We start from the raw sequence: 19,963 nt of genomic DNA on the forward strand, positions 1-19,963 counted from the left end.
GCCCGGCTTAGCCGTTTGCGTTTGCAGGCCGAGCAGCACCTTGCTCGACCCGCGCCAGAAAAGCGTCCACCAGCGCGTACTGATCCGGCACATTGAGCGCCGGCGCATGTCCGCAACCGGGCACCTCGACCACCTTCAGCAGCCCGGCCGTGCCCGGTCCGCGCCCGCGCATCGCCTGGATCGTCTCCGGCAGCACCAGGTCCGAGGCGGCACCGCGCAGGCACAGCACCGGAATGCGCAGGCGGTCGTAGTGGTCCCACAGCCGGTAGTCGTCGGCATGGTCGGTGAACTGCCGCACCATCTCCGGATCGTAGTGCGGCGTCACCCGGCCATCGGGCAGGCGGCGGGTGCTGGTCTCGGTCAGGTGGCGCCACTGGGCGTCGCCGAGCCAGCCGTAGGGCCGGTACACCTCGCGGAAGAACGCCTCCAGTTCGCTCACCGTATCGAAGGCCGGCGGCCGGCCGGCGTATGTCTTGATCCGCTCCAGCGCCGGCGTGGCCAGTTCGGGCGCGTTGTCGTTGAGCAGCAGGCTGCGGATGCGGCCGGCCAGCGCCGGCTCGACCAGGCCCGCCGCGGCGACGGTGCCGATCGCGCCGCCCATCGATGTGCCGATCCAGTGCGCCTGGGCGATGTCCAGCGCGTCGAACAGATCGGCCGCGATCCGCGCATAGAAGCGCAGGCAGTACTCCTCCGACGGTGCCGGGCTCCACTGGCTCAGGCCGCGGCCCAGCATGTCGGGACAGACGACGCGCCAGCGGTCGGCCAGGTACCGCGCGAGCGGGTCCATGTCGCGGCCGGTGCGGGCCAGCCCGTGCCAGGCGACGACGACCGGCGCATCCGGCTCGCCCCATTCGGTGACATGGATCTCGCGGCCGGCGCAGCGGACGTAGCGCGAGCGCGGAATGGCGGCGGCACTCATCGCGCGGCCCTCTCGCGCAGCCGGCCGACGACGCCGGTCGGGAAGTAGTACACCGACAGCACGAACAGCAGCCCCAGCCACAGCAGCCAGCGGTCGGGCGACAGCAGCGCCGCGAGCGCCGGCACGCCGGCCGTCGCCTCGCTGCCGAGCCGCAGCAGGTCCTGCAGGTAGCTCTGCGCCACCACGAACAGCACCGAGCCGATGGCCGCGCCGTACACCGTGCCCATGCCGCCGATCACGACGATCAGCAGCACGTCCAGCATGATCTCAAACGACAGCGAGGTGTCCGGTCCGTTGTAGCGCAGCCAGAGCGCCAGCATCGCACCGGCGACGCAGGCGAACAGCGCCGACAGCACGCTCGCGGTGGTGCGGTAGACCACCACCCGGTAGCCGATCGCCTCGGCGCGGAACTCGTTTTCGCGGATCGCCTGCAGCACCCGGCCGAAGGGCGAATTGACGATGCGCAGCAGCGCCAGCACCAGCGCCACTGCCAGCACGAACAGCAGGTAGTAGCAGAGCAGCCGGCCGTCGAGCGACACGCCGAGGAAGGGCTCCTCCGCGAACTCGAAGGCCGGCGACAGGATGGCCGGCACCTTGAAGGTCAGCCCGTCCTCGCCGCCGGTGAAGTCCGACAGCTGCGAAGCCAGCGTCTGGAAGGCCGCGGCCACCGCGAGCGTGATCATCGCGAAGAAGATGGCCCGCACCCGCAGCGAAAAGAGCCCGATCGCCAGCGCGAGCAGCAGCGACACCACCAGCGCCGCCGCCAGCCCGACGGCCAGCGCCCCCCAGGTGGCCCCCAGCCGGGTGCTGGCGATCGCGATGCCATAGGCGCCGATGCCGAAGAACATCGTGTGCGCGAAGCTCACGATGCCGGTGTAGCCGAGCAGCAGGTCGAAACCCACCACCAGCACCACGAACACCAGGATCTTGGCCGCCACGTTGAGCGCCTTGACGCCCGCGAACACGAACGGCGCCAGCGCCAGCCCGAGGAAGATCGCGACCAGCAGCACCGCCAGCACGCGGCTGCGCGGCAGGTCGCCCGAAAGGAGTCGGTTCAGCATGATATGGGTGCCTCCGGGGATCAGCGCGACGCGGCCACGGGATACACGCCCTGCGGCCGCCAGAGCAGCACCGCCGCCATCAGCGCGATATTGGAGAACAGCGCCACCTTCGGCGCCAGGAAGCCGGTGTAGTTGGCCATCAGGCCGACCAGCAGTGCGCCGATCAGCGCCCCGCCGGTGGAGCCCAAGCCGCCGATGATGATGACGATGAAGATCAGCACGTTGACCTGCGCGCCCATCTGCGGCACCACGTTCTGCTGGTACAGGCCCCACATCACGCCGCCCAGGCCGGCCAGCGCGCTGCCCGCGACGAACACGCCGACGAACAGCCGCCGGATGCGGTAGCCGAGCGACTCGACCATCTCGCGGTCCTGCACGCCGGCGCGGATCAGCAGGCCGACCTTGGTACGGCCGAGCGTCCAGGCCAGCAGCGCGAATACCGCCAGGCCGACGACCACCGCGATCAGCCGGTACTTCTCGACCGCCGCGTCGCCGATCAGCACCGCGCCGCGCATCGCCTGCGGCAGCGGCAGCGGGATCTGCTGCGGGCCCCAGATGACCTTGATCAGCTCCTCGCCGATGATCATCCCGCCCATGGTGATCAGGATCTGCTTCAGGTGCTGGCCGTACACCGGCCGGACGATGAATCGCTCGAACGCCAGCCCGACCGCGCCGGCCACCAGCATCGCGACCACCATCGCCGGCAGCACCGCCAGCAGGTTGCGCCACAGCTGGTCGGAGCCGGTCCAGTCGGCCATGCCGCCGAGCACGCTGGTCGCGACGAAGGCGCCGAGCGCGATGAACACGCCGTGGCCGAAATTCAGCACGTCCATCAGCCCGAAGACCAGCGTCAGGCCCGAGGCGATGATGAAGACGATCATGCCCATCGCGAGGCCGGCGACGGTCAGTGTGAGCCAGGTGGCGGGCGAGCCGACCAGCGGCAGCGCGACCAGCGCGAGCACCGGCACCAGCGCCAGCGGCTTCCAGTCGATGTCGGGGGATTTCATGGACGGATCGCTCCTTTGTCGATAGCTGGTGGCGCAGGCGGGACGGGCGCAATAGGCACTTTTCGGCACGAAACGCGGTTCATAGCGCCAGCCCCAGCAGCGTGCGCTGCAGTGCCTCGTCCTCGGCCAGCGCCTGCATCGCGCCGGCATGCACCACCCGGCCGTCGTCCATCACCGCCACGCTGTCGCCGAGCCGCTGGGCGAAGCTGAGGTTCTGCTCGACCAGCAGGATCGTCACGCCCTGCGCCTTCAGCTGGGCGAAGGCGTCGATCATGTTGTTGATGATCGAGGGCGCCAGGCCCTTGCTCGGCTCGTCGACGATCAGCAGTTCGCGCGGCTCGACGATCGCGCGGGAGACGGCGAGCATCTGCTTCTGCCCGCCCGACAACTTGCCGGCCGGGTGGTTCCAGAACTTCTCCACCGCTGGGAAGAGCGAGAAGATCCACTGCAGCCGCGCGCCGTCGATCTGCTGCGCATTGCGGGCGCCGCGGGCGGCGAGGACCATGTTTTCCTTGACCGTCAGGTCGGCGAAGATGCCCATGTTCTCCGGCACGTAGGCGATGCCCCGGCCGGCGATCTGCGGCGTGGCGAGGCGGGTGATGTCGTCGCCTGCGAAATGGACCGTGCCCTGCGAGGCATGCCACAGGCCCATGATGGTCCGTAGCGTGGTGGTCTTGCCGGCGCCGTTGCGGCCGAGCAGCATGGTGACCTGGGCGCGGGGCACGACGAGGTCCACGCCGTGCAGGATGTGGTACGCGCCGATGTGGGTGTGGACGCCGTCGAGGGTCAGCAGCGGCGCGCCGCCGGCGGCGCCGGCGGCGCCGGCGGGGCCGGCGGGCCTGGTGGGGATGGTGTTCATGCGGCCTCCTTGCTCACGCCCAGATAGGCTTCCTGCACCACCGGCGACGCGATCACCTCCGCGGGCGCGCCGTCGGCTACCAGGGTCCCGTTGTGCAGCACGATGATCCGGTCCGCCAGTTCCCGCACCACGTCCATCTTGTGCTCCACCAGCAGGATCGTCTTGGTCTTGTCCTGCTTCAGCCGCCGGATCAGGTCGAGGATCACCGGCGCCTCGGCGGCGTTCATGCCGGCCGTCGGTTCGTCGAACAGGAAGACCTTGGCCTCCAGCGCCATCAGCAGCGCGACTTCCAGCTTGCGCTGGTCGCCGTGCGGCAGGCTGGCCACCGCGGCGCCGGCCTTCGGCAGCATCGCCACGTCGGCGAGGATCGCCTCGGCCCGCGCGGTCAGACCGCGGTGGTCGCTCCAGATGCTCCACAGGTTCAGCCCGCGCCGGTGCGGCCCGGGCTGCGCCGCCTGCACCGCGAGGCGCACGTTCTCCAGCACCGTCAGGTGCGGGAACAGGTTGGTCAGCTGGAAGGCCCGGCCCAGCCCGGCCCGGGTGCGGGCCGAGACCGGCAGCCGCGACAGGTCCTGCCCGTCGAGCCAGACCTCGCCCTCGGTCGCGGGCAGCTGGCCCGACACGAGGTTGAAGTAGGTGGTCTTGCCGGCGCCGTTGGGGCCGACGATCGCGGTCAGCGTGCCGGGCGCGAAGCGGCAGCTCACGCGGTTGACGGCCACGTGCCCGCCAAAGCGGATGGTCAGGTTACGGGTTTCCAGCAAGGCCATGTTCTTGTGTTCCCTGGGGTCCGGTGACGCGCGCTGCGGTCAGCAGGTGCCGATCACGTAGGTGCCGGGCGCGGTGCGCTTCAGCGTCGTGGTCGTGTAGATGTTCCACAGCCCCATGTACTGGTTGGAGCCATAGGCGTAGGTCGCGCCGTAGAGCGCATAGGCGCGCGCCGCCATCGTGTGGTCGTAGTTGCTGGCGGTGAAGCAGGCGACCGCGGTGTCGGCCGTGGTGGTGCCGCTGGCCGGCGACGAGGCGGCGCCCTCCCCGCCCGAACTGTTGGTGGCGCGGACGGTCCAGCTGTAGTTCGTCGAGGGCGCGAGGCCGGTGTCGGTGAACGCAGTGCCGCCGACCGGCGTCGCGTTCGCCTTGGTGCCGCCGCGGTAGACGTTGTAGCCGGCCGCGCCGCTCACCGCGCTCCACTGGATCTGCATGCTGTTGGCGGTCGCGCCGCTCGTGGTCACACCGGCGGGTGCCGGCAGGCTGGCCGGCGGCGGGGTGGTGCCGCCGCCGCTGCCGACCACGCGGTCCACCATCGCCTTGACCGCGACCATCTGCGGGCCGGACTTCTTCGCGTAGTTGGCGCTGTCGTAGCCCCACCAGTCCCAGCAGCTGTTGGTGGCGGCGGTGCTGGTCTGCGGATACAGCAGCACGATGCGGTTGGTGTCGGCCCAGCGGTTGTAGCCGGTGTTGCGCACGTACTGCTGGCCGACGTCCGAGGTGTTCTGCTTGCAGCCGTGCATCACCACATGCAGCCGGCAACTCGCTGCTGTGCCGCTGCCGGCAGCGCAGGCCTGGGGCACATAGGCCCAGCCGGTCGACGCCATGCCGTGGCCGCTGATGAAGGCGCCTTGGTCGTATTCGACGAAGCTGCCGCCGAGCGTGCCGTTGTTGCGGGCGTTCAGCGTGCCGTAGAGCTGCTGCAGGATCGCGCCGGCCAGGTCGAAATTGCAGTCGTTGATGTAGGGCGCGCCCTTGGTCGAGCAGGCGCTGCCGTAGTCGTCGGTCACCATCGCGTGCTCGGCCGCCAGGTCCTTCTTGTAGACCACGTTGGCGTTCGGCACGTAGCTCTGGTAGTAGGTCTTCAGCGCATCCATCACGCCGGGCTTGACCACGCTGTCGAGCGAGCCGGAGAACAGGTAGACCTTCGATGCGGTGAGGTTCGACGTCGGGTCGATCAGCCCCTGGTTCGCCCAGCTGTTGGTGGTGCTGACCAGGCTCGCGGTCGGGATGCCCGACGGGCTCGCCATGCAGCGGCCGGTCGCGTTCACGATCGAGCCTTCCGCGCAGTAGAAAGGCCCGCCCGCCACGACGCCGGCGCCGGTCTTGAAGGTCGCCGAATACGCGACGTGCAGCTGCACCGCCATGAAGCCGCCGGCCGACAGGCCCGAGACGGTGGTCTGCGTCGCATCGAGCCCGAGCTGCGGCAACGGAACGGCCGCCCGGGTGCAGGCCGCCGCCAGCGTCAGCAGGCCGAGCGTCGCGGCACGGGCGACCGGCCCGCGCACGGCGCAGAGCGCCGCACCGGGCGGAAACGAGCGCAGGGACCCGACCGGCGGGCGCGAAGGACGTGAACGGAAATGCATGGCGTATGTCTCCTGGTGGATGGCGTGACGAGGCGAAAGCCCTCCCCGCCCCCCGTGTGCCCGGGGGTTCGGAACCTGCAGTGGCGTGGCCGGATAGTCGAACGACGGTGCCGGCCGGGAACCGATCAGCGCTGGTTGCGGATCGGGATGTTCATCTCCGACGGCTTGATCTCGCGCACCAGCTCCGGCACGCCCCAGGCGAAGGCCGGGTCGTTCTTGATCTTGAAGTGGTACATGCTCTGCATCGCCTGGTGGTCTTCCTTGCGGAAGGTCATGGTGCCCTTCGGCGTCTCGAAGCTCATGCCTTCCATCGCGGCGATCAGCTTGTTGGTGCCGGTGTCGCCGCCGGTCTTCTTCAGCGCGGTGACGATCGCCATCGCCGACGAGAAGCCGCCGGCGGTGAAGAAGTCTGGCGGTGCCTTGAACTGCTTGTAGTGCGCCGACACCAGCGCCTCGTTGACCGGGTTCTTCGGGATGCCGAAGTAGTAGTAGGTTGCGCCTTCCATGCCCGGCAGGTTCTTGTAGGCGGCCATCGCGGGCAGGATGTTGCCGCCGGTGGCGATCTCGATGCCGTAGCGCTTCAGGTCCATGTCGGCGATCTTGAACGGGTTGCCGGCGCCGGCCCAGACGATCCAGATGATCTTGCGGCCAGGCTGGTCCTTCAGCTTGTCGATCAGCCGCTGAGCTCCCGCGGTGAAGTCGGTCGTCGCGGCGGGCAGGTATTCCTCGTGCGCCAGCTTGGCGGACTTGAGCGCCTCCTTGAACGCCTTCACGCCGTCGCGGCCGAAGGCGTTGTCCTGGCCGAGCGTGGCGACGGTGACACCCGGCTTGTCGATCGCGACCGCGTTGGAGATCGCGTCCTGGCTGGAATTGCGGCCGGTGCGGAAGATGTATTTGTTCCACTTGTCGCCGGTGATCGAGTCGGCCACGGCCGGCTCGACCAGCAGGATCTTCTTGTATTCCTCGGCCACCGGCAGCATCGCCAGCGCCACGCCCGACGAGGTAGGTCCGACCGCGAGGTCCGCCTTGTCGTCCGAATAGGCGGCCGCCAGCAGCGACTTGCCCAGGTCGGGCTTGCCCTGGTCGTCCTTCTCGATCACGACGATCTTGCGGCCGTTGACCGTCATCGTGCCGCCGGTGGCGTAGTCCAGGCCCATCATCAGGCCGGTCTGCGTCTGCTTGCCGTAGGCCTCCAGCGGCCCGGTCTTGCTGTAGATGTGGGCGATCTTGATGTCCTTGCCTTGCGCGAAGGCGGGCGCTGCGGCAGCGGCGGCGAGCGTGGCGGCGAGGGCGATCAGATGGCGGCGGTGCATGCGGGTCTCCTTGGTGTGATGCCTGGAGATTGCACAGACCGTGCCAGCGTGGCGCCAAGGTACCTTCCCCGCGGCGCGGCCGTATGCAGTGCCAGACTGTTCAAATTTCAGACATTGGTACTGTCTGAAATGCGATCAACTGCCTGAAGTGCCGTCAGGGTTTTCCAGACGTTCGTACAGCGTGGCGCGCGAGATCTTCAGCATCCGGGCCGCCGCCAGCTTGTTGCCGCCGGTCGCCCGCATCGCGGCCGCGATCGCACGGCGCTCCAGGGCGGCGATCTGCTCCGGCAGCGCACGGCACAGGTCTTCGTCGCCGGGCGCCGGGCCAGTCGAGGCCGGCGCTGCCGCGAGCGGCTCCACGCCTGCTTCGGCCAGCAGCGGCCGCAGCGCCGCGGCGTCGATGCGCTGGCCTTCGCTGCGCATCGCGGCCTGCTCCAGCACATTGCGCAGTTCGCGGATGTTGCCGCGCCAGTGCTGCGCGGCCAGCAGCGCGAGCGCGTCGGGCATCAGGTCGGGCGGGCCGTCGCCGCTGCGCAGCGCCATGTCCTCGCCCAGGGCTTCGACCAGTGCCGGGATGTCGCCGGTGCGTTCGCGCAGCGGCGGCACCCGCAGCGGCAGCACTGCCAGGCGGTAATAGAGGTCTTCCCGAAAGCGGCCGTCGCGCATCAGCGCCTGCAGGTCGCGCGAGGTCGCGGCGATCACCCGTGCATCGAACGGTTGCAGTTGGTTGGAGCCGAGCGGCTCGATCTCGCCTTCCTGCAGCGCCCGCAGCAGCTTGGCTTGCAACGCCAGCGGCATGTCGCCGATCTCGTCGAGGAACAGCGTGCCGCCGTCGGCCAGCCGGAACTTGCCGTCGCGCGCCTTGCGGTCGGCGCCGGTGTAGGCGCCGGGCGCTACGCCGAAGAACTCGGCTTCCAGCAGCGTGTCCGGAACCGCCGCGATATTGACCGTGACGAACGGCCCCGCCGCTCGGGCCGAGGTGGCATGGATCGCATGCGCCAGCAGTTCCTTGCCAGTGCCGGTCTCGCCGAGCAGCAGCACCGGGCTGGACGACTGCGCCGCGCGCCGGGCCTGCCGCTTGATCTCCACCGCCGCCGCGCTGGTGCCGATGAAGCTCGCGAAGGTGTGCTTGGCGCGACGCGGGCCGTGCGACGACTGCACCGCCGCTGCCTGGCGCCGCTGCATCGCGAGCTCGCGCCGGGCATCGTCGAGGTCGCGCTGCAGCAGGGCGAACTTGCTGATCAGCGGCTGCAGCGTGGTTTCGGGGTGGTCGAACAGCACGATGCCGATCGCGCCGATCACCGCGCCGCCGTCGCCGTCCCGCAGCGGCAGCCGGCTCACGACGAAGGTGCCGGCGCGGTTGGTGAGCAGATCGACCAGGATCGCCTCGCCGGTCTCCAGCACCCGGCGCATCTGGGTGTTGGGGATGACCTCGTCGACCATGTGCCCCAGGAACTGGTCGATCGACGAGAAGCCGAGCGCTGGCAGGAAGCGCCGGTAGCCTTCGTTGACCCAGACGATGCGGCCGCTCCGGTCCACCAGGAACATGCCCTGGCTGATGCTGGAGAACAGGTGGAACATCGACCGGGCCGCCAGCGCGAGGATGCCCTCGGCATCCAGCGGGAGAGCGGGCGGCGCGGAGGGAGCAGTGGGCGATGCGGACGCGGCAGGCATTGGGCGATGGTAGCGGCGGCCCTGCGGCGACCCCCGCAGCCGATCCGCAGGGACAGGCAGGGCTAACGTCTGGTTGCGGCGGGCCGGTCCACGCGGCGTACCGTGGCGTCATAGCTGACGACCGGAGCCCGCCATGCGTCGATTTGCCCCTTACCTTCTGCCCTGCCGCATCGCAGCCGCGTGCTGCGTTGTCGTCTCGGCACTGTCAGCCGCCGCGCAGACCCCGGCGCAGGCCCAGTGGCAGTACGAACGCCAGATCGCCGCCTGCGACCCGAGCCAGCCCCGGCCGCAGTACAACGCCTGCATTCGCGCAGCCGGCTATGCCCTCGACCGGATGGGTGCTGCCGCATCTTCGGGCACGTACACCAGCGAGTCGGCGGACGGCCGCGCGACGATCCTCCAGCCGGCGGGAGCCGCTCCGAATGCATTGCCCCCTTCCACTGCCTTGCCGGAAACCGCCACCTCCAGCGACGGCCGCGCGACGATCCTGGTGCCGTCGGACAGCACGCTGCGCGGCGGGTTCACGCGGTAAACATTGCGCTTGCAGCGCGAGCGCTTCATCGGACAGGTCCCACAGTCGTATGGGCCGATTCGCACAGCCTGCGTCGTAGGCGGCACGCAGTCTGAAGGTTTCCACACAACATCCGGAGAACCTATGAAATTCGCTTTGTCAAGCCTCGCCCTTGCCGCCGCTTTCGCAACTCCCGCGTTCGCAGCACCGGACGCCGTCCAGAAGTCCGACACGCCGGCGGTGGCCCCCGCCGCGACCGGTACGGTGAGCGGCAACGAACTGAGCCCGGTGGACCGGACGTTCGTCACCAAGGCTTCGGGCGCCGGCCTGTACGAGGTCGAGATTTCCAAGATCGCGGTCGAACGCGCACAGGACCCGGCGCTGAAATCGTTTGCGCAGCAGATGGTCAAGGACCACACCGCCGCGAACGAGGAACTGAAGAAGTTCGCCGCATCCAAGGGCGTGCCGGTCGCGACCGAAATTCCAGCGGAGAAGCAGGCGGTCGTCAAGAAGCTGTCGGGCCTGAGCGGCGCAGATTTCGACAAGGCCTATCGCGAGCAGGTCGGCCTGCGCGAACACAAGGAAGACATCGCTCTGTTCGAGCGGCAGACCAGGAACGGCCATTCGCCGGACCTCAAGGCCTGGGCCGCCAAGACGCTGCCGACGCTGAAGTCGCACTACGAGCACGCCCAGCAGATGAAGCCGAAGGCCTGACACGGCCGCCACGACAGGAGCCCCCATGGACCGACAACAACCGAAGAAGGACGATCGCGACAATCGCCGCGCGTTCCGCTGGGGCATCGGCGGCGTGATCGCCGTCGTGGCCGCCGTGCTCGTCTACAACGTCGCGACGTTCAGCCGCGGCGACCCGCGAGTGCCGGACAACGCCGCAGGCATGTCCACGCCGGCCGCCGGTACGGCGACGGGCAGCCGCTGACGATGGCCCGCACCGTCGTGCCCCCGGTGCCGCGCTGGTGGGTGGCCAGCCTGCTGTTTGCGCTGGCTGCGGGGGCTGTTCACGCCGCTCCGCCGCCGGACAACGCGAGCCGCACCCCGTCGGGGCCGGAGCGCGCCCAGCGCAACATGGACGCACCGCGCAACAGCGATCCCGAGGGCGAAAAGTTCGAGAAATCGGCGCCCGCGCGGCTCAGCAAGCCGGACCGGGCCTTCATCACCAAGGCTGCCGGCGGCCTGCTGTTCCAGCAGGAGGCGGCGAAGCTGGGCGTCGAACGGGCGCAGGACCCGCAGCTCGCGGCGTTGGCCCGAACCCTGCAGACCGATGCGGCGTCGGGCCTGTCCGGCCTGCAGCGCGTGGCGCGCGACCACAACTATCCGCTGCCGGATGCGGTGCCCGAAGGCCGACGGCCGCTGCTCGGGCGGCTAGGCGCACTGTCGGGCGAGGCGTTCGATTCGGCCTTCCGCCTGCAGGTCGGCATTCAGGACCGGCGAGATGACGTGCGGTTGTACGAGCGGGCGCTGCGGACCACCGTCGTGCCGGACTTCCGGGCCTGGCTGGAATCGCGCCTGCCGGCCGAGCGGGCCCGGCTCGATGCGGCACGGCGGCTGGAGCAGCAATCGATGCAGCGCTGAGTCGGCGTCGGAGCAAGACGCGCCTCAGCGCCGCCGCGCCCAGCGCACCCCCGGCACCTCCGCCACGACGCCCAGCACCTTGCGCAGCCGTCCGGAATCGGCCACCTGCACTGTGAAGGTCATCCAGGCGGTACCCTTGACCGACTGCGTCTGCACGCCGATCACATTGGTCTTCTCGCGGGTGAACACGTCCGAGATGTCGCGCAGCAGCCCCTGGCGGTCGGCCGCCTCCACCGTCACGTCGACCGGGTAGACGTCGGACACGCCGCTCTTCGGCACGCCCCACTCCACCTCGATCACCCGTTCCGGGCTGCGGGCGGCCATCTCCCGGAAATTGCTGCAGTCGCCCCGGTGGATGCTGACGCCCTTGCCGCGGGTGACGAATCCGCGGATCGCGTCCGGCGGCGCCGGCTTGCAGCATTTGGCCAGCTGGGTCATCAGCGAGTCGAGGCCGACTACCAGCACCCCACCCTTCGGCGTGCGGTCGGGATGCCGGGCGCTGCGCAGCAGCACCAGGTCGTCGGGCTCGGGCACCGGCTCCGGCGGGCGCAGCAGCGTCTCGATGTTGCGCAGCGAATATTCGTCCTTGCCGACCACCTCGAACAGGTCGTCCGCCGTCTTGAAGCCGAGCTGCGACGCCAGGTCGTCGAGCTTCATCGCGGTGCGGCCTTCGCGCTGCAGCAGCTTCTCGACCGCCTCCCGTCCGCGGGCGATGTTCTCGTGGTTGGCCTGGGCGTTGAACCAGGCCCGCACCTTCGCCTTGGCGCGGTTGCTGGTCAGGTAGCCCAGGTCGGCGTTGAGCCAGTCGCGCGACGGGCCGCCTTCCTTGGCAACCGTGATCTCCACCGTCTGCCCGTTCTGCAGCGGCGTGTTGAGGGCGACCATTGCGCCGTCGACCCGCGCGCCCCGGCAGCGGTGGCCGACGCTGGTGTGCACGGTGTAGGCGAAATCGACCGGCGTCGCGCCCTGCGGCAGCTCGACCACCGCGGCATCGGGCGTCAGCACGTAGATGCGGTCCTCGAACAGGCCCTTGTGCTCCTGGGTGCCCGACAGGTCGCGCTCCCAGGCGAGCAGCTGGCGCAGCACCGCGATCTTGGCGTCGTACTCGCTCGCCGCACTGACGCCGGCATAGCCCTTCTGCCCGGCCTCCTTGTAGGCCCAGTGGGCGGCCACGCCATGCTCGGCATGGTCGTGCATCGATTCGGTCCGGATCTGGATCTCGATCGGCTTGCCGGCCGCATCGCGGACCACCGCATGCAGCGACTGGTAGCCGTTGGGCTTCGGCCGGGCGATGTAGTCGTCGAATTCCTCGACGAGCGGCTCGAAGCGCTCGTTGACCCAGCTGAGCGCCTCGTAGCAGGCCTTGACGCTCGGCACGATGACCCGCAGAGCGCGGATGTCGAACACCTGGTCGAAGTCCAGCGACTTGCCGCGCATCTTCTTCACGATGCTGTAGATGTGCTTGGGCCGGCCCTGCACCGTCGCCGGGATGCCACGGGCGCGCAGCTGCGCCTCCAGTCCGGCGCGCAGTTGTTCCATCGCCTGCTCGCGGCCGGCGCGCTTCTCGTCCAGCAGCCGGGCGATCTCGCGGTAGGTGTCGGGCTCCAGGAAGCGGAAGGCCAGGTCCTCCATTTCCCACTTGATCTGCCAGATGCCGAGCCGGTTGGCCAGCGGCGCGAACACGTGCAGCGATTCGTGCGCCAGGCTCGGCGGCACCGCGCGCCTGGACGCCGCGGCATGGCGCAGCGTCTCGAGCCGCGAGGCGAGCCGCAGCATCACTACCCGGATATCGCGCGAGAACGCGAGCAGCATCTTGCGCACGTTCTCGGTCTGCACCGCGGGATCGTCGACCAGCTGGGCGGCGGAATCCGCGCCGCGCGCCTGCCGCTGGACGTGCACCAGCCGGTTGGTCTCGACGGCCAGGGCTGCGTATTCGCTGCCGAAGGCCTTGCCGATGGTGTCGGCCGGCCGCGCCAAGTATTCGCAGGCATGGACCAGGTAGTTGGCCGCGCGCATCGCGTCGGAGCCGCCGATGGTCGCGAGGATGCCGGATACAGCGTCCGCGTGGGCCAGGGTGTTCTGGCCGGAATCGAGCGTCTCGTGCGCGATGAACGGCTCGGCGAAGGCGCGGGCACGGGCCAGCGCGTTCTCCTGCTCCGGCAGGGCGTGGGCGGTGGCCAGCGCCAGTTCGGAGACGGCCTCGGCCGGCGGCGCGGTCGCGCCCATGACGCCCGCCCCGTTCATCCGGCCACCGGTTCGCGGGCGTCGGTCTCGGCGAACAGGAAGTCGCGCACCACCGCGACCTGGTCGGCCGCCACCAGCGTGGGTGCGTGGCCGACACCTGCGAATTCGACGACGCGGGCGCGCGGGCCGCGTTCGGCCATCGCCTGGGCGGTCGCGGGCGACAGCAGGTCGGAGTCCGCACCGCGCAGCAGCAGCGTCTGCGCGTTCAGGTGGTCATAGAGCGACCACAGCACCTGTTCGGACTGCGCGGCCGCCTGTTCGGTGAACGCCCGGAACGGCACGGCGATGGCAGGGTCGTAGTGCAGGACCCAGCGGTCGCCGCGGGGCCGCAGCATCGGCGCGGTGAGCGCCATCCACTCGGCGGCAGTGTGCGGACCGAAGCCCTGCGACACCAGCCGCAGACCCTGCGCCGCTTCCTCGACCGACAGGAACTCCACCGGACGGCCCAGATAGGTGCCGATGCGCTGCAGCGCCTCCCACTGCAGCGATGGGCCGACGTCGTTGAGCACCATGCGGCGGATCGGCTGCGCCAGCGGCAGACCGGGCTGGCCGCCGACGGCCAGGCCGATCAGTCCGCCCATGCTGGTGCCGACCCAGTCCAGCGTGCCGATCGGTCCTTCGGCCTGCAATTGGGCGAGCAGCGCCAGCATGTCGGCCGCGTATTGCGGCACGCCGTAGCCGTTCGGGTCCTGCAGCCAGTCGCTGCGGCCACGGCCGACCACGTCGGGGCACACCACCCGCGCGTGGCGCGACAGCGTGCGGGCCAGCACGTCGAAATCCCGCCCCTGCCGCGACAGCCCGTGCACGCAGACGACGACGTGCGGATGATGCGCATCGCCGGTCGCGTTCCATTCCCACCAGGCCATGCGGTGGGTGCCGTCGGTCGGCTCGGCACCGGGCGGCGCGCCGGCGGCACCGGGGCAGACGACGGTCTTCAGGAGGGGTTGTTGGGGCTGCATGCAGGAAGCGGACAAGGCGTCACGGAGGCCGCAGAGGGCCATTCGATAATCACCGGCTCATCCTAATTCATCGCGGAGAAACACCCCATGCTCAAAGGAAAAACGGCCCTGGTCACCGGCTCGACGAGCGGCATCGGCCTCGGCGTCGCCGAGGCGCTGGCCCGCCAGGGCGCGAACATCGTGCTCAACGGTTTCGGCGACACGGACGAGCCGAAGCGGCTGGTCGCCGAGGCCGGCCGCGCGCACGGCGTCACGGTGATCCACCACGGCGCCGACATGTCGCGCCCGGCCGATATCGCCGACATGATGGACACGGCTGCGAAGGTGAGCGGGCGGGTGGACGTGCTGGTCAACAACGCCGGCATCCAGCATGTCGCGCTGGTAGAGGATTTCCCGGTCGAGAAGTGGGACGCGATCATCGCGATCAACCTGACCAGCGCTTTCCACACCACCCGGCTGGCACTGCCCGCGATGAAGGCCGCCAACTGGGGCCGGGTGATCAACATCGCCAGCACGCACGGCCTGGTGGCGTCGGCGCAGAAGTCGGCCTACGTGGCCGCCAAGCACGGCATCGTCGGCTTCACCAAGGCCGCGGCGCTGGAAGCCGCGACCACCGGCGTCACGGTCAACGCGATCTGCCCGGGCTGGGTGCTGACCCCGCTGGTCCAGAAGCAGATCGACGCGCGGGCCGAGAAGGACGGCAAGTCGCAGGACGAGGCGAAGCGCGACCTTCTGGGCGAGAAGCAGCCGTCGCTGCAATTCACCACGCCGGAAGAACTCGGCGGGCTGGCGGTGTTCCTGTGCAGCCCGGCCGCGAACAACGTGCGGGGCGTGGCCTGGCAGGTCGACGGCGGCTGGACCGCGCAGTAACCGCAGCGCGCAAAGAGGCGGGGCTTGTGCAGCCCCGCCCGCCCGCTCAGGGCGCCATCTGCACCGAGCCGGAGACGTTGACGTTCACCGTGCTCTTGCCGGCTTCGACCGGCACCGGCGCATCGGCGCCCTCCATCTTCGCGGCCATCGCCATCATCCGCGGCGCCTGCGGCATCGGCGCGCCCACATCGGAATTCACCGACACCTCGCGCAGCGTGTAGCGCTGGAAGCCGAAGCTGCGGGTGAGTTCGGCCGCCTTGGTCTTGAACTGTTCGATCGCCTGGGCCTGGGCCTGTGTTTCCACCTTGGCGCGCTGCTCCGGGCTCAGGCCGAAGCCGACACGCCGCATCGCGAGCGTGGAGATCTTGCCGGCGGTGGTGGTGATGCGCGGGAAGTCGCGGCCTTCCAGCACCAGTTCGGCGGTGCCCTGCCAGCTGGCGATGCGACCTTCCTTCGAGTAGCGCGGATACAGGCTGAAGTTGCCGGTGCGCACATCGAGCTGGCCCGGCACCGCCGCGCGGCGGGCCTCGGTCAGGGCTCCGTCGAGCGCGGACTTGAGCTGCGCCTGGACCACCGCCGGGTCGATGCCCTCCTTGGTGGTGGCGAGCGTCAGGCTGAGCATGTCCTGCGTCACCTCGACCTGTCCGTTGGCCGACAGCTGCACCACGTTCTGCGGCGGCGCCACGACAACATTCTGAGAAAAAGCGGCGCCAGCGCCCAGTAGTGCTGCGGATGCAGCTATGGTTTTAATAGCAAACTTCATGCGTCTTCCGAGGTTTCGTGAGTCAGAGAGCCGGTCCAACGCCAGCTGCGGCCGCCATGTTGACGGCCGCTGCGCAACAGGCTGGGAGCGCGGGCAAGACTTGTAACAGTTGGTCAGGTTCGGGCGGGGTGGGCGTCGCCAGGGCTACAAAATCCCCCGCTGTTACAAATAACCGGAAGCCTCAATGACCCAACCCGCAGCCCGCACCGACAAGATCCTGGTAGTGGACGACGACGCACGGATCCGCGATCTGCTCCGCCGCTACCTGACGCAGGAAGGCTTCGAGGTGATGGTGGCCGAGGACGGCAAGGCGCTCAACCGTATCCTGCTGCGCGACACGGTGGACCTGATCGTGCTGGACCTGATGATGCCCGGCGAAGACGGCCTCTCGATCTGCCGCCGCCTGCGCGCGGCCAACGACCGCACCCCGATCATCATGCTGACCGCCAAGGGAGAGGACGTGGACCGCATCGTCGGTCTGGAGGTGGGCGCCGACGACTACCTGGGCAAGCCCTTCAACCCGCGCGAACTACTGGCCCGCATCCATGCGGTGCTGCGCCGCCGTCCGCCGCAGGAGGCGCCCGGCGCGCCGTCCGGCGAGAACGAGGTGGTGCACTTCGGCCCCTTCGCCTTCGACCTGGGCACCCGTGCCTTGCAGAAGAACGGCGAGGAGTTGCCGCTCACCACCGGCGAATTCGCGATGCTGAAGGCCCTGGTGCGCCACCCGCGCCAGCCGCTGTCGCGCGAAAAGCTGGCGCTGCTGGCCCGCGGCCGCGAATTCGAGCCCTTCGACCGCAGCCTGGACGTGCAGGTCTCGCGCCTGCGCAAGCTGGTCGAGGTTGATGCGGCCGCACCGCGCTACATCCAGACGGTCTGGGGCGTGGGCTACGTGTTCGTGCCGGACGGAGCGGGCTGACCGGAGCCGTGCCGATGCACTGCGCCCGGCAGGAGGCCGCATGTCGGCGGTGACGGTGCCGCCCGGCAGCGAACGCCCGGCCGCGGACGGCGAGGAGCACCGTCCGCGCGTCGGGCTGAACCTGTTCTGGCGCACCTTTTTCCTGCTGGCGATACTGCTGATCGGCAGCATCATGGCGTGGCTGCACACGCTGCTGTCGCTGGAATACGAACCCCGCGCGCTCCACACCGCGCAGCAGATCGCCTCCCTCGTCAACCTGAGCCGGGCCGCGCTGATCCACGCCGATGCGATCGCGCGGGTGTCGCTGATCAAGACCATGGCCGACCAGGAAGGCGTGCGCATCCTGCCGCGCGAGCCCGGAGACAGCTACACCCCGCTGGACGACGACCGCTTCGGCCGGCGCATGACCGACGAACTGGTGCGCCGGCTCGGCCAGGGCACGGTGGTCGCACAGGTGGTCAACGGCGAGCGCGGGCTGTGGATCGGCTTCGCGATCAACGGCGACTCCAACTGGCTGCTGCTCGACCAGTCCCGCTTCTCGCCTGCCAGCGGCATGACCTGGCTGATCTGGCTGGCGACCGCCGGTGCGCTGTCGTTTGCGGGCGCCGCAGCGATTGCGCGGCTGATCAACCGACCGCTCAAGCAGCTGTCGCGCGCGGCCAACCGGGTGCGCGAAGGCGACTTCGCCGGCAGCACGCTGGACGAGCACGCCCTCACCACCGAGATCCGCGAGGTGAACCTCGGCTTCAACCGCATGGCGCGGCGGCTGGCGCAGCTGGAGCAGGACCGGGTGGTGATGCTCGCCGGCATCTCGCACGACCTGCGCACCCCGCTCGCCCGGCTGCGGCTGGAGACCGAGATGAGCGTCGCCGATGCCGACGCGCGCGACCACATGATTTCCGACATGGCGCAGCTCGACGCGATCATCGACAAGTTCCTCGACTACGCCCGGCCGGACCATGTGGACGTGGGCCCGGTGGCGCTGGGCGACGTGGTCGCCTCCTGCGTCTATGCGGTGGAAGAGCACGACGAGCTGCAGATCCGGGTGGACATTCCCGAAGGCCTGGGCGTGATCGCCGAGAGCACCGAGCTGGCGCGGGTGGTGTCGAACTTGATCGAGAACGCCCGGCGCTACGGCAAGTCGCCGGGCACCGACGTGGCCGAGGTCGAGATCGCCGCGACGCCGACCCGCGACGGCCAGCAGGTGGTGCTGACGGTGCGCGACCACGGCGTCGGCGTGTCGCCGGATGTGCTGCCCGACCTGACCAAGCCCTTCTTCCGCGGCGATACGGCGCGCACGTCGGCGACCGGTGCCGGCCTCGGCCTGTCGATCGTGGACAAGACGGTGCGGCGCATGGGCGGCACCTTCGCCCTGTCCAACGCGTCGAACGGCGGCCTGAGCGCCCGCATCCAGCTGCGCCGTGCCGAAGGCAAGCCGCCGGCGCCGTCGGCACAGAATGGGTCGGAAAAACGCCTCTGGCGCCCGTCCGTCAAGCGCCGACAGCTATCGAAACAGTAGCACGACCGCGCGGGCTTCCATGCTGCGGCCCTCGCCCACCGGGCCAAGCTTCTCGGCCGTCTTGGCCTTCACGTTGATCTGGTCCACCGCGATGCCGAGCACCTCGGCGATCCGGGCGCGGATCGCCGGCATGTGCGGCATCAACTTGGGCGCCTGGGCGATCACCGTGCTGTCGACGTTGCCGATCTCCAGCCCGGTGGCCCGCACCCGGCGCGCGGCCTCGGCCAGCAGCACCGCGGAATCGGCCCCACGGAACTGCGGATCAGTGTCGGGGAAGTGGGTGCCGATGTCGCCGAGCGCCGCGCCGCCCAGCAGCGCATCGGTGATCGCGTGCAGCAGCACGTCGGCATCGGAATGGCCGAGCAGGCCCTTCTCGTAGGGGATCTCCACGCCGCCGAGCACCAGCCGGCGGCCCTCGGCCAGCGCGTGCACGTCCCAGCCTTCGCCGATACGGATGTGGGTCATGGGTCGGGTCCTTCGATCGTGAAAGGTGAATCGGAATCTGCGGCGCGCCGCCGCTCAGTACAGGACGCGCGGCGGCAGCGGCGAGGCCTCGCACCGGCCGTCGCCGTAGCGGGCGACGGTCGCCGGCTGCGACCGGGCCGCGAGGACGGCTTCGGCGAGCGCGAAGTCCTCCGGCCAGGTGACCTTGAAATTCTGGGCGCTGCCGACCACCAGCCGCGGCTGCAGGCCGAGCGCCTCGACCGCCGAGGCTTCGTCGGTCACCGCGCCGCCGGCGGCACCGAGCGCTTCGGTCAGCAGGCCGAGCCGGAACATCTGCGGCGTCTGCGCCAGCCACTTGCCGGCGCGGTCCACCGTGGCCGCGACCCGGCCGTCGGCCGATGCGGTCTTGAGCGTGTCGGCCAGCGGCAGCGCGAGCAGGCCGCCGACCGGATCGGCGAGGCAGGCGTCGATCAGCGCATCGACCTGTGCCGGCGAGACCAGGCAGCGCGCCGCGTCGTGCACCAGCACCCAGTCCTGCGGAGCGGCGCCGCGCGCGGCCAGTGCCCGCAGGCCCGCCTGCACCGTGTCGGCCCGGGTCGTACCGCCCTCGGGCTGCAGCATGCAGCCGGGCGGAAGGATGGCCGTGGCCAGCACCGCGTCGCCCGGCGCCACCACCAGCTGCATGCCGGCAATCCGTGGCACGGCGCCCAGTGCGGCCAGCGTGTGCATCACCAGCGGCTGGCCGCCGAGCGGACGGTACTGCTTCGGCCCGCCGGCGCCGGCACGCGACCCGGTCCCGCCGCAGGGCACGACGGCCCAGCACCTGACGGCCGGCGCGACGGCCGCAGGCGCGGACGGGGCCAGTGCCGGCGGTACGAGGGAGGATGGGAGGGAGGCAGGCGGCATGGCAGCGTCGGCGCAGCGCACCTTGCAGGACGGGAAAAAGGCGCCATTCTAGAATCG

The 19,963-nt window shown here is 69.9% G+C and carries 20 protein-coding genes; 7 read left to right on the forward strand and 13 right to left on the reverse strand.

Features of this window, described 5'->3' with window-relative positions; translation table 11 throughout:
- Positions 1 to 7 precede the first annotated feature (7 nt).
- The 8 genes from QZ500_RS02980 to QZ500_RS03015 form a co-directional block, all read right to left on the reverse strand.
- The gene (locus tag QZ500_RS02980) at positions 8 to 919 is read right to left on the reverse strand and encodes an alpha/beta hydrolase (RefSeq protein WP_295850603.1); all 912 of its coding nucleotides are present in this window, start codon (positions 917 to 919) and stop codon (positions 8 to 10) included.
- Complete coding sequence (locus QZ500_RS02985) at positions 916 to 1,980, reverse strand: branched-chain amino acid ABC transporter permease (protein WP_295850605.1); 1,065 nt, start codon at positions 1,978 to 1,980, stop codon at positions 916 to 918. Before QZ500_RS02985 ends, QZ500_RS02980 begins: the two co-directional genes overlap by 4 nt.
- 20 nt (positions 1,981 to 2,000) lie before the next feature.
- Entirely contained in the window at positions 2,001 to 2,987 is a 987-nt protein-coding gene (locus QZ500_RS02990) for a branched-chain amino acid ABC transporter permease (RefSeq protein WP_295850607.1), read from the reverse strand.
- 79 nt (positions 2,988 to 3,066) lie between these two features.
- Complete coding sequence (locus tag QZ500_RS02995) at positions 3,067 to 3,846, reverse strand: ABC transporter ATP-binding protein (protein ID WP_295850608.1); 780 nt, start codon at positions 3,844 to 3,846, stop codon at positions 3,067 to 3,069.
- Complete coding sequence (locus QZ500_RS03000) at positions 3,843 to 4,607, reverse strand: ABC transporter ATP-binding protein (RefSeq protein WP_295850674.1); 765 nt, start codon at positions 4,605 to 4,607, stop codon at positions 3,843 to 3,845. Before QZ500_RS03000 ends, QZ500_RS02995 begins: the two co-directional genes overlap by 4 nt.
- 45 nt (positions 4,608 to 4,652) lie before the next feature.
- A complete protein-coding gene (locus tag QZ500_RS03005; protein ID WP_295850610.1) occupies positions 4,653 to 6,197 on the reverse strand; it encodes a PHB depolymerase family esterase in 1,545 nt (514 codons plus the stop codon).
- 125 nt (positions 6,198 to 6,322) lie between these two features.
- Positions 6,323 to 7,510: a substrate-binding domain-containing protein gene (locus tag QZ500_RS03010; protein ID WP_295850611.1), complete on the reverse strand. Its 1,188-nt coding sequence runs from the start codon at positions 7,508 to 7,510 to the stop codon at positions 6,323 to 6,325.
- Between the two features lie 135 nt (positions 7,511 to 7,645).
- Positions 7,646 to 9,184 carry a sigma 54-interacting transcriptional regulator gene (locus QZ500_RS03015; protein ID WP_295850613.1) on the reverse strand — a complete coding sequence of 513 codons (1,539 nt, stop codon included), beginning with the start codon at positions 9,182 to 9,184 and terminating at the stop codon, positions 7,646 to 7,648.
- A 133-nt stretch (positions 9,185 to 9,317) separates the two neighbouring features.
- Here QZ500_RS03015 and QZ500_RS03020 point away from each other — a divergent pair, with 133 nt between their 5' ends.
- The 4 genes from QZ500_RS03020 (at position 9,318) to QZ500_RS03035 (ending at position 11,285) form a co-directional block, all read left to right on the forward strand.
- Positions 9,318 to 9,716 (forward strand): hypothetical protein, encoded by a 399-nt coding sequence (locus tag QZ500_RS03020; protein WP_295850616.1) that lies wholly within the window; start codon positions 9,318 to 9,320, stop codon positions 9,714 to 9,716.
- A gap of 123 nt (positions 9,717 to 9,839) precedes the next feature.
- Positions 9,840 to 10,409, forward strand: a complete 570-nt coding sequence (locus QZ500_RS03025) for a DUF4142 domain-containing protein (RefSeq protein WP_295850618.1) — start codon at positions 9,840 to 9,842, stop codon at positions 10,407 to 10,409.
- A 25-nt stretch (positions 10,410 to 10,434) separates the two neighbouring features.
- Positions 10,435 to 10,632 (forward strand): hypothetical protein, encoded by a 198-nt coding sequence (locus QZ500_RS03030; protein ID WP_295850619.1) that lies wholly within the window; start codon positions 10,435 to 10,437, stop codon positions 10,630 to 10,632.
- A 2-nt stretch (positions 10,633 to 10,634) separates the two neighbouring features.
- The gene (locus tag QZ500_RS03035) at positions 10,635 to 11,285 is read left to right on the forward strand and encodes a DUF4142 domain-containing protein (RefSeq protein ID WP_295850620.1); all 651 of its coding nucleotides are present in this window, start codon (positions 10,635 to 10,637) and stop codon (positions 11,283 to 11,285) included.
- A 24-nt stretch (positions 11,286 to 11,309) separates the two neighbouring features.
- On the opposite strand, the gene QZ500_RS03040 is transcribed toward QZ500_RS03035, so the two are convergent.
- Positions 11,310 to 13,511 carry a bifunctional (p)ppGpp synthetase/guanosine-3',5'-bis(diphosphate) 3'-pyrophosphohydrolase gene (locus tag QZ500_RS03040; RefSeq protein WP_295850623.1) on the reverse strand — a complete coding sequence of 734 codons (2,202 nt, stop codon included), beginning with the start codon at positions 13,509 to 13,511 and terminating at the stop codon, positions 11,310 to 11,312.
- A gap of 14 nt (positions 13,512 to 13,525) precedes the next feature.
- Positions 13,526 to 14,488: an alpha/beta hydrolase gene (locus QZ500_RS03045; RefSeq protein ID WP_295850625.1), complete on the reverse strand. Its 963-nt coding sequence runs from the start codon at positions 14,486 to 14,488 to the stop codon at positions 13,526 to 13,528.
- An 87-nt stretch (positions 14,489 to 14,575) separates the two neighbouring features.
- On the opposite strand from QZ500_RS03045, the gene QZ500_RS03050 reads away from it, so the two are divergent.
- Complete coding sequence (locus QZ500_RS03050; RefSeq protein WP_295850627.1) at positions 14,576 to 15,358, forward strand: 3-hydroxybutyrate dehydrogenase; 783 nt, start codon at positions 14,576 to 14,578, stop codon at positions 15,356 to 15,358.
- A 46-nt stretch (positions 15,359 to 15,404) separates the two neighbouring features.
- Here QZ500_RS03050 and QZ500_RS03055 read toward each other — a convergent pair whose 3' ends face one another.
- Positions 15,405 to 16,121 (reverse strand): SIMPL domain-containing protein, encoded by a 717-nt coding sequence (locus QZ500_RS03055; protein ID WP_295850630.1) that lies wholly within the window; start codon positions 16,119 to 16,121, stop codon positions 15,405 to 15,407.
- Positions 16,122 to 16,305: 184 nt separating this feature from the next.
- Here QZ500_RS03055 and ompR point away from each other — a divergent pair, with 184 nt between their 5' ends.
- Both ompR and QZ500_RS03065 read left to right on the forward strand, forming a co-directional pair.
- On the forward strand, positions 16,306 to 17,037 hold the full coding sequence (gene ompR / locus QZ500_RS03060) for a two-component system response regulator OmpR (RefSeq protein WP_295850633.1): 732 nt from the start codon (positions 16,306 to 16,308) through the stop codon (positions 17,035 to 17,037).
- A gap of 40 nt (positions 17,038 to 17,077) precedes the next feature.
- Positions 17,078 to 18,556 carry a sensor histidine kinase gene (locus tag QZ500_RS03065; protein WP_295850635.1) on the forward strand — a complete coding sequence of 493 codons (1,479 nt, stop codon included), beginning with the start codon at positions 17,078 to 17,080 and terminating at the stop codon, positions 18,554 to 18,556.
- Here the strand turns inward: QZ500_RS03065 and ispF are convergent.
- Positions 18,542 to 19,021: a 2-C-methyl-D-erythritol 2,4-cyclodiphosphate synthase gene (gene ispF, locus QZ500_RS03070; RefSeq protein WP_295850638.1), complete on the reverse strand. Its 480-nt coding sequence runs from the start codon at positions 19,019 to 19,021 to the stop codon at positions 18,542 to 18,544. The genes QZ500_RS03065 and ispF overlap by 15 nt on opposite strands.
- A 54-nt stretch (positions 19,022 to 19,075) precedes the next feature.
- A complete protein-coding gene (gene ispD / locus QZ500_RS03075; protein ID WP_295850640.1) occupies positions 19,076 to 19,906 on the reverse strand; it encodes a 2-C-methyl-D-erythritol 4-phosphate cytidylyltransferase in 831 nt (276 codons plus the stop codon).
- Positions 19,907 to 19,963 lie beyond the last annotated feature (57 nt).

It is taken from the genome of uncultured Xylophilus sp. (genome assembly GCA_913776965.1).
In the GTDB taxonomy this organism is placed as follows: Bacteria; Pseudomonadota; Gammaproteobacteria; order Burkholderiales; family Burkholderiaceae_C; genus Xylophilus.